The sequence below is a fragment of the Streptomyces plumbidurans genome (genome assembly GCF_019857225.1).
GTDB lineage: Bacteria > Actinomycetota > Actinomycetes > Streptomycetales > Streptomycetaceae > Streptomyces > Streptomyces plumbidurans.
Genome location: NZ_JAFJSY010000068.1, coordinates 1 through 14437 on the forward strand (window position 1 = coordinate 1; position 14437 = coordinate 14437).

General features: G+C 70.9%; 8 protein-coding genes and 1 pseudogene. 3 read left to right on the forward strand and 6 right to left on the reverse strand.

The genetic code is table 11. The features are described from left to right. Positions 1-384 precede the first annotated feature (384 nt). Positions 385-2967 carry a SpoIIE family protein phosphatase gene (locus JYK17_RS31410; protein ID WP_108015881.1) on the reverse strand — a complete coding sequence of 861 codons (2583 nt, stop codon included), beginning with the start codon at positions 2965-2967 and terminating at the stop codon, positions 385-387. Positions 2968-3167: 200 nt separating this feature from the next. On the opposite strand from JYK17_RS31410, the gene JYK17_RS31415 reads away from it, so the two are divergent. Beyond that, positions 3168-3800 (forward strand): GNAT family N-acetyltransferase, encoded by a 633-nt coding sequence (locus JYK17_RS31415; protein WP_108015880.1) that lies wholly within the window; start codon positions 3168-3170, stop codon positions 3798-3800. A gap of 24 nt (positions 3801-3824) precedes the next feature. Here JYK17_RS31415 and JYK17_RS31420 read toward each other — a convergent pair whose 3' ends face one another. From JYK17_RS31420 to JYK17_RS31440, 5 genes and pseudogenes are all read right to left on the reverse strand, one after another. Continuing rightward, positions 3825-5555, reverse strand: coding sequence for a dolichyl-phosphate-mannose--protein mannosyltransferase (locus tag JYK17_RS31420; RefSeq protein ID WP_222811691.1), 1731 nt, complete (start codon positions 5553-5555; stop codon positions 3825-3827). Positions 5556-5727: 172 nt separating this feature from the next. Then, positions 5728-8142, reverse strand: a complete 2415-nt coding sequence (locus JYK17_RS31425) for a GH92 family glycosyl hydrolase (RefSeq protein WP_222811692.1) — start codon at positions 8140-8142, stop codon at positions 5728-5730. 132 nt (positions 8143-8274) lie between these two features. Then, positions 8275-9585, reverse strand: coding sequence for a ThuA domain-containing protein (locus JYK17_RS31430; RefSeq protein ID WP_222811693.1), 1311 nt, complete (start codon positions 9583-9585; stop codon positions 8275-8277). 81 nt (positions 9586-9666) lie between these two features. Further along, a complete protein-coding gene (locus JYK17_RS31435) occupies positions 9667-11436 on the reverse strand; it encodes a pectate lyase-like domain-containing protein (RefSeq protein ID WP_108015877.1) in 1770 nt (589 codons plus the stop codon). 71 nt (positions 11437-11507) lie between these two features. After that, positions 11508-12398 (reverse strand): annotated as a pseudogene (locus tag JYK17_RS31440) (chitinase); the annotation flags it as partial. Between the two features lie 410 nt (positions 12399-12808). Here JYK17_RS31440 and JYK17_RS31445 point away from each other — a divergent pair. Continuing rightward, on the forward strand, positions 12809-13609 hold the full coding sequence (locus JYK17_RS31445; protein ID WP_222811695.1) for a maleylpyruvate isomerase family mycothiol-dependent enzyme: 801 nt from the start codon (positions 12809-12811) through the stop codon (positions 13607-13609). A gap of 262 nt (positions 13610-13871) precedes the next feature. Then, on the forward strand, positions 13872-14437 hold a 566-nt coding region (locus tag JYK17_RS31450; RefSeq protein WP_504739986.1), incomplete at its 3' end, for a lysozyme inhibitor LprI family protein.

Sequence of the window (14437 nt, forward strand, 5' to 3'; positions counted from 1 at the left end):
GCGGGTGGCCGGGAGGTGGGCCATGGCGTCGGGGTGTGCCGTGCTGGTGAGCGGGTCGATCGCGGGGTTGGGTGGTTTGGGGGCGTGCCGTACTGGTGTGGCGGTCGGTTTCCGGGCGGGGCGGCGGGGGCCTCTGCCTCGTGGGGCGGCCACCCCGCGCCCGTCTCGCGCCGCTGGCGTTCCCGTTCAGTGGCGCTGCCCGTTGGTCGTTTTGCGGGTGGCCGGGAGGTGGGCCATGGCGTCGGGGTGGGCCGTGCTGGCGAGCGGGGCGATCGCGGGGTGGGGTCGTTTGGGGGCGGGCCGTGCCGGTGTGGCGGTCGGTTCTCGGGCGGGGCGGCGGGGGCCCCTGCCTCGCGGGGCGCCTCGCGCCGCCCGCGTTCCCGTTCAGTGGCGCTCCCCGTTGCTCGTCCTGCGGGTGGCGAGGAGGAGGGCGATGTCGTCGGGGCGGTTCGCGGTGTGGCGGGCCAGGGCGGTGAGGCGGTCGGCCATGCCGGCGAGGGTGCGGCGGCTCGGGCGGGTGGCGGGGGCGCCGACCTTGGACAGGGCCACGCGCAGGGCGGTGATGCCGTCGTCGATGTCGATGCCGGGGCGTTCCACGAGCCCGTCCGTGTAGAGCGCGAGGACGGCGCCGGGCTCGATCTGCAGTTCGGCCACGGGGTACTGGGCGTGCGGGTCCACTCCGAGCACGACCCCGCCGGGCAGATCCAGCACCTCGGTGTGGCCGTCCGGTTGCCGCAGCAGCGGCGGCGGATGTCCGGCCCTGGCCACCCGCGCCTGGCCGGAGACCGGGTCGAGCCGGATGTAGCAGCAGCTCGCGAACTGGCCCGGGTCGAGATCGATGAGCAGATGGTTGGTGCCGCTCATCACCTCGTCCGGCGCCCGGTCGCCGAGCGCGAACGCCCTTACCGCGCTGCGCAGTTGGCCCATGGTGGCCGCCGCCTGCACCCCGTGCCCCTGCACGTCGCCGATGACCAGCGCCAGACCGTCGCCGGCCTCGACGACGTCGTACCAGTCGCCGCCCACCTCCATGCCCTGGGTGCCCGGCAGATACCGCCCGGTGGTCTCCACCAGCGGGTGCACCGACAGCCGGCGCGGCAGCAACGCCTGCTGCAGCCCTCGCGCGAGCGCCGCCTCGGTCTCGTAGCGCTGGGCCTTCTCCATCGCGTGGGCGATCAGGCCCGCGAGCGCGGTGAGCACCGTACGTTCCTCGGTGCTGAAGCTGCGGGAACGGTCGAAGCCGAGGATGCAGGAGCCGACCATCCGCCCGGAGGCGATCAGCGGCAGGAACGCGCGCGCTCCCTCGTCCGCGTCCAGCGGGATCCCCGGGTAGGCATCCCCCAGCTGCGTCATCGAGTCGAAGAAGAGCGGCCGGCCCGTGGTCAGGGTCTCCACGCCGGGCAGCCGGGCGTCCAGGCCCACGCCCTCGAAGGGTGCGAGGAACCCCGTCGGGAAGCCGTTCTCCCAGGCCAGATACAGATGGCGGTCCTGCAGCAGATAGATGGCGAGACGGCGGCCGCCGAACGCCGGCAGCACCTCCCGCGTGACCACGGCCGCCACCTGGCGCGCCGTGACCGCCTCGGTGAGCGCGATGGCCAGCACGATGGGCCGGTACAGCGGAGCCATCGACGGGCCCGAGGGGGGTGGAACGGGCGACGCGGCCGTGATCGGCCCCGACCCCGACTCCAGAGCCGACTCCGACAACGACCCCGGCGCAGGCTCCCCGGCGTCCGACACCCCGCTCGCCACACGGAACACGCACGTCAGCACGTCCTGCCCCGGATAGACGCACACATCGAGCCGGGCGCCTTCGTACGACGCGGGATCGCGCTCCCCGCCGGTGGGGACCGGCCACTCCACATGGAAGCGCACCGGGTCGGGGGAGAGGAGCGCGCCGCGCAGGTAGTCCTCCACGGCGGGCTGGTTCAGCCAGGGCACACCGTCCCAGAGCGAATGGCTGAGCAGCTGGGTGCGGGAACGCCGCAGCAGCTGTCCGGCGCGGGGGTTGGCGTAGAGGATCAGCCCCAGCCGGTCCAGGCACAGCACCCCCTCGGGCAGCAGGTCGGCCGCGGCGTCGGCGGCCGCGCCGGGGCCGGGATCGACGACGAAACCGCGCACGGGATGCGCGCCGGAGGGGGTGCCGGGCGGGGACGGGGAGGCATACGGGTTCCACAGCTCGACGAGCCGCAGCGCGCCGTCCTCGGAGCGTACGTACAGCGGCAGCGGCGGCGGTCTGCCGCCCGCCGTCTCCCGTAGCGCGGTCAGCACCCGCTGCGCCTCGGCGGGGGCGACGGCGTCCGCGAGCGCGTGCACGGACGTGGCGAACTCGTCCGCCGGCACCCCGAGCAGCGCGGGCAGACGCTCGTCCGCCGTCACGACGTCCGTCACCGGGTCCCAGGCGAACCCCCCGGCGCGCCCCGCGGGCGGTCGGGCGCCCGGCGGCCGTACGCACACGGGCTCCCCGTCCCAGGCGACCGGCGGCCTGCCGCCGTCCTCCAGGCGCCGCAGCGACGCGCCCAGGTCCTCGGCCAGCCGCACCATACGGTCGCGGTGGTGCAGCAGTTCGGTCGCGTCCGTCGCGGAGGGGCACAGCACCGTCAGCACGCCGAAGGTCGTCGTACCGCCCACGACCGGCACGTACAGCGAGCCGAACTGGAACGGCAGCCCCGCCGCGAACTGGGGATAGCGGCGCATCGTCTCCGTGGCGTTCGGCAGGACGACCTGGACGCCGAGCCGGTACACGTCGGCCACCGGGAACGGCCGGTCCACATGCATCCGCCACCACGGCCGAAACAGCGGCCCCGGAAGCCCGGTGAGCACGGCCAGCCGCAGCAGCCCGGGCGTGCCGGAACGCAGATAGACGCCTGCCGCATGGCCCCGGGTCGCTCCGAGCGCCTCCGTGGAGGCGTCGATCAGCAGCGAGGCCAGCTGTCCGGGCATCCGGTGTGCGTCCTCAGCGCTCCCACTCATCGGCCCTACCTCGTCCGTGCCCGCCGCCCGCGGGTGACACAGCAAGAATGCGCCACGATGGGGCCCGGGCGCACCTGGGCGGACACGGCCCGCAGGAGAATCACGGCCCCCGGACGTCGCACGGGGTGCGCCGCCCCGGCCGTGCGCCAGGCTCCTCCGTAGTCTTGTGGGAGCGCTCCCAAAGAGGTGAGGATGCTGCGATGACCGCGATTCCAGCCATCCGTCCGTACCGGCCCGACGACCGCGCGGCCCTCGACGACATCTGCATCCGCACTGCGCACAACGGCCAGGACAGCCGGCCCGTCTACGCCGACCCCGCCATCTTCCCGACGATCTTCGCCGCTCCCTACGTCCATCTGGAACCGGAGCTGGCCTTCGTCCTCGACGACGGACACGGCGAGGCCGTCGGCTACGTCCTCGGCACCGCCGACACACCCCGCTTCGTCGAGGCCTTCCGCTCCAAGTGGCTGCCCCTGGTCGCGGACCGCTACCCGAAGCCCGCCGGACCACCGCGCACCCCGGACGAGGCCATGATCCCGCTGCTGCACGATCCGGAGCGGATGATCGTCCCCGAGGTGGCCGCCTACCCGGCCCATCTGCACATCGATCTGCTCCCCGCCTGGCAGGGCCGCGGCCACGGCCGTGCGCTGATGCGGACCCTCCTCGCGGCGCTGCACGACCGGGGCGTGGCAGCCGTGCACCTGTGCATGGTCACGGCCAACACCCCGGCCAGGGCCTTCTACGACCGCCTCGGCTTCCACGAGATCGAGGTGCCGGACCCCGGCCCGGTCACCTATCTCGGCCGTACGACAGGGGAGTTGGCGACGCTGTGACGCCCGCAGCTCCCGGCTCCGTCCTCAGATCCAGGTGTCCAGCCACATCCGGGCATGCCAGTCGGAGTACGGGATCGTGGTGCCCGTGTAGATCGGATAGAAGTAGATGAAGTTCCACACGATCAGCAGCACCAGCACACCCGAGCCGACCGCCCCGACCAGCCGGCGCCGCTCGCCCGCGCCGGGTGGCCCGAGCAGGGCGCCCACCATCATGGCCACGGCCAGACAGAGGTAGGGCACGAAGGCGACGGCGTAGAACGAGAAGATCGTGCGGTCCTGGTAGTGGAACCAGGGGAGATATCCGGCGGCCACCGCGCACAGGATCGCGCCCGCGCGCCAGTCCCGGCGCAGCGCCCAGCGGAACAGGAGGTAGACCAGCGCGGCGCAGGCCGCCCACCACAGCATCGGGGTGCCCAGGCCCAGGATCTCCTGCGAGCAGCCGGCGGCCGCGTGGCAGCCCTGCTCCCCGGACTTCGGCGACTGGTAGTAGAAGGCCACCGGCCGCCCCTGGACCAGCCAGCTCCAGGGGTTGGACTGGTAGCGGTGCGGGGTGTGCAGGCCGACGTTGAACTGGTAGACGGCGTGTTCGTAGTGCCACAGGCTGCGCAGCGGGGCCGGGATCCACGACCAGGTGCCGCCGCGGCCGTCCGCCCAGTGGCGGCCGTAGCCCTTGTCGGACAGGAACCAGCCGGTCCAGGTCGCCAGATAGGTCAGCACGGCGACGGGGACCAGGGAGAGCACCGACCAGCCGAAGTCCTTGCGCAGCACGGCCTGGTAGGGGTGGTACGCGCCGGCCACGCGGCGGGAGCCGACGTCCCACAGGATGGTCAGGGCGGTGAAGAAGACGAGGAAGTACAGGCCGTTCCACTTGCTCGCGGCGGCCAGTCCCAGCAGGACCCCGGCCGCGAGCCGCCAGGGACGCAGGCCCAGTCGGGTCCGTTCACCGGTGGAGTCGTCGGGCCGTGCGAAGCCGCCCTCGCCGACCGGAAGAGCCGCCGCGAGTCGGGCCCGCGCCCGGTCCCGGTCGATGAGCAGACAGCCGAACGCCGCGAGCACGAAGAACATGACCACCAGGTCGAGCAGGGCGGTACGGCTCATCACGAAGTGCAGACCGTCCACCGCCAGCAGGACCCCGGCCAGACAGCCCAGCAGCGTGGAGCGGAACAGCCTGCGCCCTATTCGGCACAGCATGAGCACCGACAGCGTGCCGAGCAGGGCCGTCATGAACCGCCAGCCGACCGGGTCGAGGCCGAACAGCTGCTCTCCCACGGCGATCACCCACTTGCCCATCGGCGGGTGCGCGACGAAGCTGCCGGTGTCGGAGAGCGGGATCACCTGCGGGTGCGCCAGGATCTGCGGATCGGCGACCTTGCGGTCGGGCCAGCTGCCCTCGTAGCCGAGCCGGAGCATCGACCAGGCGTCCTTGACGTAGAACGTCTCGTCGAAGACCACGGCCCGCGGGCTGCCGAGCCGCCAGAACCGGAGCACTCCGGCGAACACGGCCACGAGGACCGGGCCCACCCAGCCCATGGACCCCGCGACGCGCCGGGCGAGGACCGGTCCCAGGCCCAGCGCCCGCCAGACACGGGTGCCCGGTTCGGGAAAGGGGGGAGACAGCTGCTCGCCGGTGTCGGCACGTGCGGCCGGCGTCCAGCCGAACCGGCCCAGGCGCTGTGTCCAGGAGGCGGCCGCGGGTTGCGAGGCTGGGCGGACGTCGTCGTCGGTGCCGGCCCGTGTGGGGGTGTCACTCGTCACCGGTTCATCGTAGGGAACGCCAGTACGGGTCCCGGACCGCCGTCGCGGATCATCGCGGCGTGGGCGTTCACGTGGGCGGCCGTCGTCCTCGCCGTGGGGAGCACGACGGCCGCCGTTCAGCACGCAGGGAGTTCGCGGCTTCGCGCACCCGGCCTTGCGGGCCGCCGGCGGGTCACTCGGGCAGGGTGCCCGGGTCCGTCGCCCACCCGGTGTTCGGCTGCTCCGCGAGCCGGAAGTCGAGCCGTCCGCCGGAAAGCGTCAGACCCGGACCGGTCCACGACTGGTCGAGGGTGTGTCCACCGAGGCGTACGGCGTCGACGTAGATGTGCGTGTCGTCGGCGTCCGGTGCCGTGATCACGATGTCCTTGCGGCCGGGCCGGTCGATCACCGCCGAGGGGAAGACCGGGGCGCCCAGCAGCAGCCTGGCGGTGCCCGGCGTCTGCGGGTAGATGCCGAGCGCGGAGAAGACGTACCAGGCGGACATGGTGCCCAGGTCGTCGTTGCCGGGCAGGCCCGAGGGCCCGGTGCCGTACACGGTGTCGACGATCTGTCGCACGGTCGCCTGTGTCTTCCAGGGCTGTCCCAGCGCGTTGTAGAGCCAAGGCGCGTGAATCCCGGGCTCGTTGGTGGGGTCGTAGCGCAGCGCGTCGCCGCCCCGCACCGACCAGGAGCCGTCGGCCTTGTGGAAGAAGCCGTCGAGCCGGGTGGCCGCCGCCGCGCGTCCGCCCATCGCGTCGGCGAGGCCCTGCACGTCCTGCGGCACCATCCAGGTGTACGTCGCGCTCGTGCCCTGCGCGAAGCCGAGGTCGCTGCCCGGGCTGAACGGCGTCACCCACGAACCGTCCAGCTTGCGGGCCTGGATGTAGCCGGTGCCGGGGTTGAAGACGTTGCGCCAGTAGGCGCCCCGCTCCGTGAAGACCTTGGCCTCCGTGTCCCGTCCCAGCAGCTTCGCCCACTGGGCGAGCGCGGAGTCGGCGACGGCGTCCTCCAGGGTCTCGGCGGCCCCGCCCCAGCAGTGGCACACGTCCTGTGCGGCGTAGTGGGAACTCAAGTACTGGGCCAGATTGGGGCGTTGGCCGACGCACTGGCCGGGGCAGCCGGCGTCCGAGAGTTCGTCGGGGTTGGGCACCGTGGCCTGCCGGACCAGGGAGTCGAAGGCGCCCTTGTAGTCGAAGTTGCGCACCCCCATGGCGTAGAACGTGGCCAGGGTCGCCGCCGACGGGTCGCCGGTCATGACGTGGGTGGCGCCGCTGATGTGCACCCAGCGGTCCCACACTCCGCCGTTCTGCTGTGCGAAGTTGTAGAGCGACTGCGCGAAGTCGCCCGCCACCGTGGGCTTGAGCAGGGCGAGCAGCTGGATCTGCGCCCGGTACTGGTCCCAGCCGGAGAAGTTGCTGTACTGCGCGCGCTGTCCGCGGGCCAGACGGTGGACGGCCTGGTCCATGCCCCAGTAGCGGCCGTCGGTGTCGCTGATCAGGTTGGGCTGCATGAGGGAGTGGTAGAGCGCCGTGTAGAAGGTCTGACGGCGGGCGGCGCTGCCACCCCGCACACGGACCACGTTCAGTTCACGGTCCCAGGCCCGCGCCCCCGCCGCGGCGATTTGCGCGACGCTCGCATGTGCGGGGATCTCCTGGCGCAGGTTGGCCTCGGCGCCCTTACGGCTGACGTAGGAGATGCCGATGCGCATGTGGACATCGTTGTCGGCGCTGGTGTCGAAGCCGACCCAGCCGCCGGAGCCGCGCCCGGCCCGGTCCGCGCCCGTCGCATAGCCCTCGCCGCCGGAGGCGGAGGTCGAACCGGGCGAGACGGTGGAGTCCTTCCACGTGCCGGTCGAGGCGAAGGCGCGGTCGAAGGAGGCGCTGAAGTACAGCTTGTAGTAGCTCTTGCGGTTGTTGACCCCGCCGTTCGCGCGACGCCCGCAGAACGCGCCGGTCAGCACCCAGCCGGTCACCTTGCGGTGCGCGGCGTCGATGTCGACGTGCGCATCCTCGCTGCCGTTCAGGGAGTTGGACACCCGGAAGAGCAGATTGGCCGGACGGTCGCCCGGGAAGCTGAAGTTGGCGACGCCCGCGCGCTCGCTGACGGCGAGGTCGGCCTTGGCGCCGGACGCGAGACCGAGGGTGTAGCGGCCCGGTGTCGCCTTCTCGTCGGCGTGCGAGAAGTTCGACGCGTAGACGGCGTCCTTGGTGTCCGCCGAGGGCGAGGACGTGACATCGCCGACGAACGGCATGATCGGTACGTCCCCCGCAGCGCCGGGGTTGCAGCCCGCGCCGTTGACATGGGTGAGGCTCAGACCGCGGATGCGGGTGGCGTTGTACTCGTAGCCGTTGGCCGCCCCGGTGCTCGTCTGGTCACCGGTGGTGCTGGTCGGCGACCAGCCGATCATCCCGTACGGCAGCGTGGCACCGGGATAGGTGTTGCCGCCGCCCGAGGAGCCGATCAGGGGGTCGACGAGCGAGGACGGGCGCTCGGCGGCGTCGGCCCCCACGGACGGGAACGGAACACTCAGGGCCACGGCCGTGGTCAGGAGGATGGCCGCGGATCTTGCACCGGATCGCCTTGCTGCGCGCAGCCGTTGAAGGCGCATGCGTGAGCCTTTCGATGACGGGACGTGGGCCCGGAAGGCTTCCGGGCCGCGCGCCAGACTAGGAGCCCGTCGGATGAAAGGGGAGCGCCCGTGGGGTCGTTGTGGTGAAGGCGGGGTGAACGGTGCCGGTACTCAGCTCTGTGCCGTCAGTTGGAAGCTCTGTGCCGCCGAGCCGTCGCACGTGCGCTGGGTGAGCCGAACACCGTCGGCTGCCGTTGCCGCCGCGCTCAGGCATCTGCCGCTGTGCCGGGCGACGAAGTGATACCGCCCGGCCGCCTCCCGTACGGGCTGCCACTGCTGGTTCTGCCCGCCGGAGTACGACCACAGCTGCACCGGTGCGTTGTCTGCCGTGGAGCGGTCGGTGACGTCGAGGACCTGCTGCGGGTTGCCCCGTGCGGAGATGCGGACGTAGCCGCTGTCCGTGCTGCGGAACTGGTACTGCTGCGCGGCGGTGCCGTTGCAGGCGTACTGCTGGATCGCCGTGCCGTTGGCGGTGGCGGCCGCCTTGGCGTCCACGCAGGTGCCGTTCGCGGTGTTGCGCACCGTGTACCAGGCGGTCTCGGAGATCGAGTCGGCCGGGGGCTCCGTGGAGTCCGCGCCGCCCAGCCACTTCAGACCGTCGAGCAGGAAGCGGTTCTGGGTCGCGCTGGCGAAGGTCGACGACAGGGTGGTGTTGGTGTCGTAGTCCATCGCGTTGTGGCCGAAGTTGGCGTACAGCATCCGGTACTTCGTGTTGGTCCACAGGATCGGGTAATAGCCGCTGTACCAGGTCTGGTTCGGGTCGGTGCCGAGCGGGAAGCTGCTCGGGTCGACCGAGGCGAGGATCTTGATGTCGGGGTTCTTGCGCAGGTCGTTCGACCAGCTGTACCACTCGCTCACGGACGAGGTGAAGGTGTCCGGCAGGTTCTTGGTCGCGGGGTTGGTGTGGTCCTCGACCTTCAGGACCGCGGTGGTCGGGCCCCAGGTGTTGGACACGAAGTTGCCGCTGCCGAGGAACTGGTTGTGGTACCAGTCCCAGCTCTGCGCGTCGGTGGTGAAGGCGGAGACGTGGAAGCCCATCCAGGCGCCGCCGCCGCGCATGTAGCTCTCGAATCCGCTGCGTTGGGCTGCGGTCTGCGGCAGGTCGTCGAGGAACAGCACTACTTGGTACTGGTCGACGCCGCCGTTGGCGAGCAGGTCCCAGTTGTTGCTGGCCGTGTAGGTGAAGCCGTTCTGCGCGGCCTGCTCGGGGAACCACTCGTTGGCCTCGTGCACGAAGCTGATGTGCGCCGCGTCGTAGGTGCCGTTGTAGAGGGCGAGCACCTTGAACGGCTGGGCGGCCGCGTGGGCGCGCGGAACGGACAGCGCCGTCAGCAGGATCGCCAGCAGGGCGAGGATGCGGAGGGTGCCGGATCTTATGGCGTGCGTCGGTCTGATGGCTCGCGTCGATCTTGTGGCGTGCATCGGGTGATGCCTCCTCTCCGGGGCCGGCCCGGGGTCAGGTCCGGGCCGGCCGCGGGTCAGGGTCCAGGGTCAGGTTCCGGTTCAGGGGTAACTGACGAGATCGGCCACGTTGGTGGACGAGTTGGACGGCCCGCCGCGGTCGTTGACGACGTGGCGGATGGTGCCCGTGCCGCCGAGCGAGACGGTCACCATGTCGGTGAAGCGGACGTCCGGCCGGTTCGGTGCCTCGATGGCGTGCTCGGCCGTCACGCTCGGATTCGCGTTGAAGAAGCAGTAGCTGCCGAAGCCGTAGACCTGGTGGCTGGTGACGGAGTCGGCGACCTTGTAGGCGGCGTAGCCCTGGGTGGAGCCGTTCATCCAGGCGGCCTGGTCCGGCGGGTCGTAGGGCATCTCGTTCTGGTAGAAGTACGTGCGGCCGCCGTTGCCGTTCCAGATGGTCTGGTGCTTCTGGAAGTGCTCGACGAACAGGCCGTACATCGTCACGTCGTCGCCGTTGACGACGAGCCCGGTGTCCGCGGTGTTGGTGTTCCAGCCGACGCCGTCGCCGTGGTCGGCGCGCCAGATCCACAGATGGTCGCCGATGACGTCGTCGCTGTTGACCGTCAGGCTGGTGGTCGCCTTGCCGACGCCCGCGCCGCCCACGCGGAAGAACACGTCGTGCAGGGAACTCGGGTCGCCGCTGTGGTCCGCGGACGAACCGCTCGGGCCCATCTCCAGCAGCTGCCGGGAGTTGGTGGTGCCGGCGTCGATGAGCAGCCCGGCGAGCTGCACACCGCTGACGTCGGCGACCGACATGGCGGTGATGCCGTTGTCGGGGACGAACGTGGCCAGCCCGAGGCCCAGGACCACGGTGTCGGGCTTGGTGACCTTCAGTGTCTGGTCGAGGTGGTAGACGCCCGGGGTGACCAGCAGGTGCTTGCCCGCCGCGAGCGCGTCGTTCATCTGGGCCGCGGTGGCGCCGGGCTTGACGACGAAGAAGTCCGACAGGGGCAGCGAGGTTCCCGCGGGCGTGCCCGAACTCCAGCTGACGCCCGTGGAGTTGGTTCGTGCCGCGGGCACGAACACCTTCCAGGCGCCGTCGGAGTCGACGTACAGGAACGGCTTCTCACGGGTCACCGGGCTCTTGTCGACCGTCGTGTACGGCGGCTTGGGGAAACCGGTGGCGGGTACGCCCTGGTCGCCGACGAACACCATGTTCCAGTTGGAGCCGGTCCAGCTGCCCAACTCGGAGTTGCGGGTCAACCACTGCTGCTGGCTGCCGGAGTCGACCTGACCGTCGACCTTGGTGTCGGCCATGTACCCGCCGCTGGACCAACCGCCGTCGTCCAGCGCGAGGTTGCCGCGCAGATGCATACGGCGGTACGGCGCCGCCTGCGAAACCGCCCAGCGGTCCGTGCCGGAGGTCGGGGTGACCGAGAGGTTCTCCGCCGAACGCCAGAAGTTCTGGGTGGCGTTGCCCTGGAACCAGTCCGCCTCCGCGTGCACCGCACCCTTGATGTTCACGTCGTCGGGGGACAGGCCGAGGCCGGCGACCTGGGTGTAGAACCCCACGTTGGCGTCGGCGTCGTAGGTGCCCGGCTTGAACAGGAACGCCTTGCGGGCGGTGCCGAACTGGTTCTTCTCCTGCTGCTTGAACGTGCTGTTCAGGCTGTTCTGGATGGTGTCCGCCGGGGTCGACGGGTCGAAGACGGTGACGTTGGGGCCCAGGTCGGGGTCGGTCGCCGCCGCCTGAGCACCCTCGGTGAGGTGCGGCAGGACGACGGCGGCACCGGACCCGGTGGCGGCGAGGACGAAGGCGGTCAGCAGAACCCGCAGTCGGCGGCTTCCGGCATGTCTCCTGCTTTTGAACACGGCTGTCTCTCTGGGGGTGTGGGGGGTGGCAACTGGGGTTGCCCGCAGTGGTGTTGAGCGGGCGGTGGAGTTCAGCCGGTGTACTGCGCGAAGACGCTCGTGTACTCCCAGTCCTTCTGGTCGACGCCGGAGCAGCTGTCGGCGCCGCCGCCGGTGCAGGGGCGGTCGCGGTTGGTGGACCAGAACGTCAGGCGGGCGAGGTGGTGTTGCTGGGCGTAGGCGAGGATCGTCCTGAAGTCGTCGACGGTGACGGTCTCGTTGTTGTCGGTGATGCCGTTCATGGAGGAGATGCCCATGTCGCGGTAGGCCTGGTCGTCGCTGTAGCCGTAGGCGTTCTTCAGGGCGTTCTTGAGGCCCTCGGCGGCCTGGGTGGTGAGGGTGCCCATGTTCTGGCCGGCGCCGCCGAAGTCGAACGGCATGATCGCCCACGCGTCGACCGACAGGCCGGAGGAGGCGGCGCGGTTGATGAGGCTGGTGTCGGGTCCGCTCTGGTCGGTGCCCATGGTGATGTACACCTTCAGGCCGGCGTTGTCGGCCTTGATGGTCTTCAGGGCGTCGACGGTGCGTTGCTGGACGGTGGGGTCGCTGTAGGCGTCGGCCTCGATGTCGATGTCGATCGCCTTGAGGCCGTAGGCGTCGATCACCTTCTGGTAGGCGCCGGCGAGTGCATCGGCGCTGGAGCAGGAGCTCTCCAGCTTGTTGCCGCTGTAGCCGCCGAAGGACGGGATGATGTCTCCGCCGTTGCCGCGCACGGTGTTGATGGTCTGCTGGTCGACACCACCGGTCAGGGGACGGCTGCCGTCCCACTGGGGGTTGCAGGTGCCGTTGCTGAGGATGAAGGCGAGGGTGAACCACTTGACGCCGGTGGCGTTGGTGATGGTGCTCGGGTTCGGCGGGTCGCCCCAGCCGTTGTAGAGGTACGGCGCCACGGCCATCGGCGCGGGCTCGGCGGCTCCGGCGGGAGAGGCGTTGAGTGTCGCGGCGGAGAGGGCGACCAGGGCCACGGCGAGGCCGCCGCGCAACGCGGCAGCTCTGGTGGGGGACTTGAAGGTCATGAGTGGGGTCACAGCCTTTCGGCAGCAGCGGATGGTGGGGGGAGCGGCCCAAGGCGTTCATGTGGGTGAACCTTGGGCGTGCTTGTGAAGCTGCGTGACCCGGAACCTAAAGGTCTGAACCAGACACGTCAAGAGATGAAGCAGGCGTTCGTCGCGGCAAGTTGGGGCGTGCATGACTTGAACTCGCCGGTGTCGTACACCTGACACGTGTCGAATGCGGTGCATGGTGAAGCGACCGTGGCGTTCAAGAAGTAGCGGTGGCGCTCGCCTGCCGGGGATCGCGAGCCCGCCGAGGGGCCGGCTGGCAGGATGAGCGTGTGACCTCACTGACCTTCGACGACTACTGTCAGGCGATCGTCTCCCAGACCGACCTGCTGTGCCGCCGGATCCGCGGGGCGGACACGGCCACCCCGGTGACCACCTGTCCGGGCTGGGACCTCGGCCGGCTGCTGCGGCACGTGGGCGGGGACCACCGATGGGCGGAGGAGGTCGTACGGACACGATCCGTCGAACCCGTCCCGGCCGACCCCGTCGACGACCCCGCCGTCTACGCCCACTTGGACGGCGACGCACTGGTCGACTGGCTCGGTGAGGGCGCCTCGGCCCTTGCCGCCGCCCTCCGTGCCGCCGGACCGGGCACCCGGGTCTGGACGCCCGCGCACGAACGGTCCACGGCACTGTTCTGGGCCCGGCGGATGACCCACGAGACCGCGCTCCACCGCGCCGACGCGTTCCTTGCGACCGGCGCGGAGTTCACGCTCGACAGCGCTCTGGCGCTGGACGCGGTGGAGGAGTGGCTCGAGTTCTCGACCGTCCCCGAGGCGTACGAGCCCACCCCGGAGGCTCCCGGTCTGCTCGCTCCGGGCCGGACCCTGCTCTTCGAGGCGGACGGTGCCGGCCAGTGGCTCGTCGACCTCACCGGCGACCACCCGACCTGGCAGCAGGGCTCCCCGACCTGGCAGCAGGGCTCCGCCGATGCCGCCGCGACCGTCCGCGGCCCACTGACGGACCTTCTCCTCTTCCTCTACCGCCGCCCCGCGCCCGCGGTGGAGACATGGGGTGACAAGGACCTGCTGGAACTGTGGCTGAACCGGACGGGGTTCTGGCTGGAGGCGTGACGGGGGCGGGCCTCAGGGCGCGCGGGCATGGCATCCGGGCTGCGTGGCCCCTGCGCGCATGCGCTTACTGGGAGGTTCCTATGAATCCAGAAGAGGTTGCTATGAATCTGTGAGGCGGTTGAACACCCATGGGCCGACGTCCGTATAGGGCGAGGGATTTTCATGCTTGACCGCCGTGATCCGTAGGAGATTTCTCGTGGGACGCAATTCGCGCAGACGCCCAACAGGCCCGCGCCGTGCAACCTTTGCGGCATTCGCGCTGATGCTGGGTGGAGGCGGCCTGGTCGCGGCCAACGTCTACGCCTCGGCGACGGAAGACAGCTCGGGTACGGACGCGCAGACGCGCAGCGCCGCGGCCGCCACGATCGACTGCCCGGACGTCGGCAACAAGTTGACGGACGTTCCGGAGAAGGCGCGCGGGGACGTCGACAAGGAACTCGGCTCGCTGGACCAGCAGGTGGCCGAGGCGTACCGGCAACTGCAGGCGGCGACGCCGGAGCAGCGCCAGGACAGCGGCTACACCGACGAACACGTCATGAAGCCGCTCAAGGAGAAGCGCAGCGAGACGCTCGACCGCATCGGCAACGCCATGGACCAGGCCGGGCAGCGCCCCGACGGGCTCGGCTCGATGGCCGGCTGCTCGATGCGCACCTGGCAGAACGGCGGCCAGGACGCGGGCGCCTCCCCGAGCGGCCAGCCGCAGGACCAGGGCGGGCAGCAGAACGGCGGTCAGGACGGCGGCCAGCAGAACGGTGGCGGTCAGCAGGGCGGCAACGGCGGCCAGGGTGGCAACGGCCCGGTCGCGGCCGACTTCGTGGACATCACCAA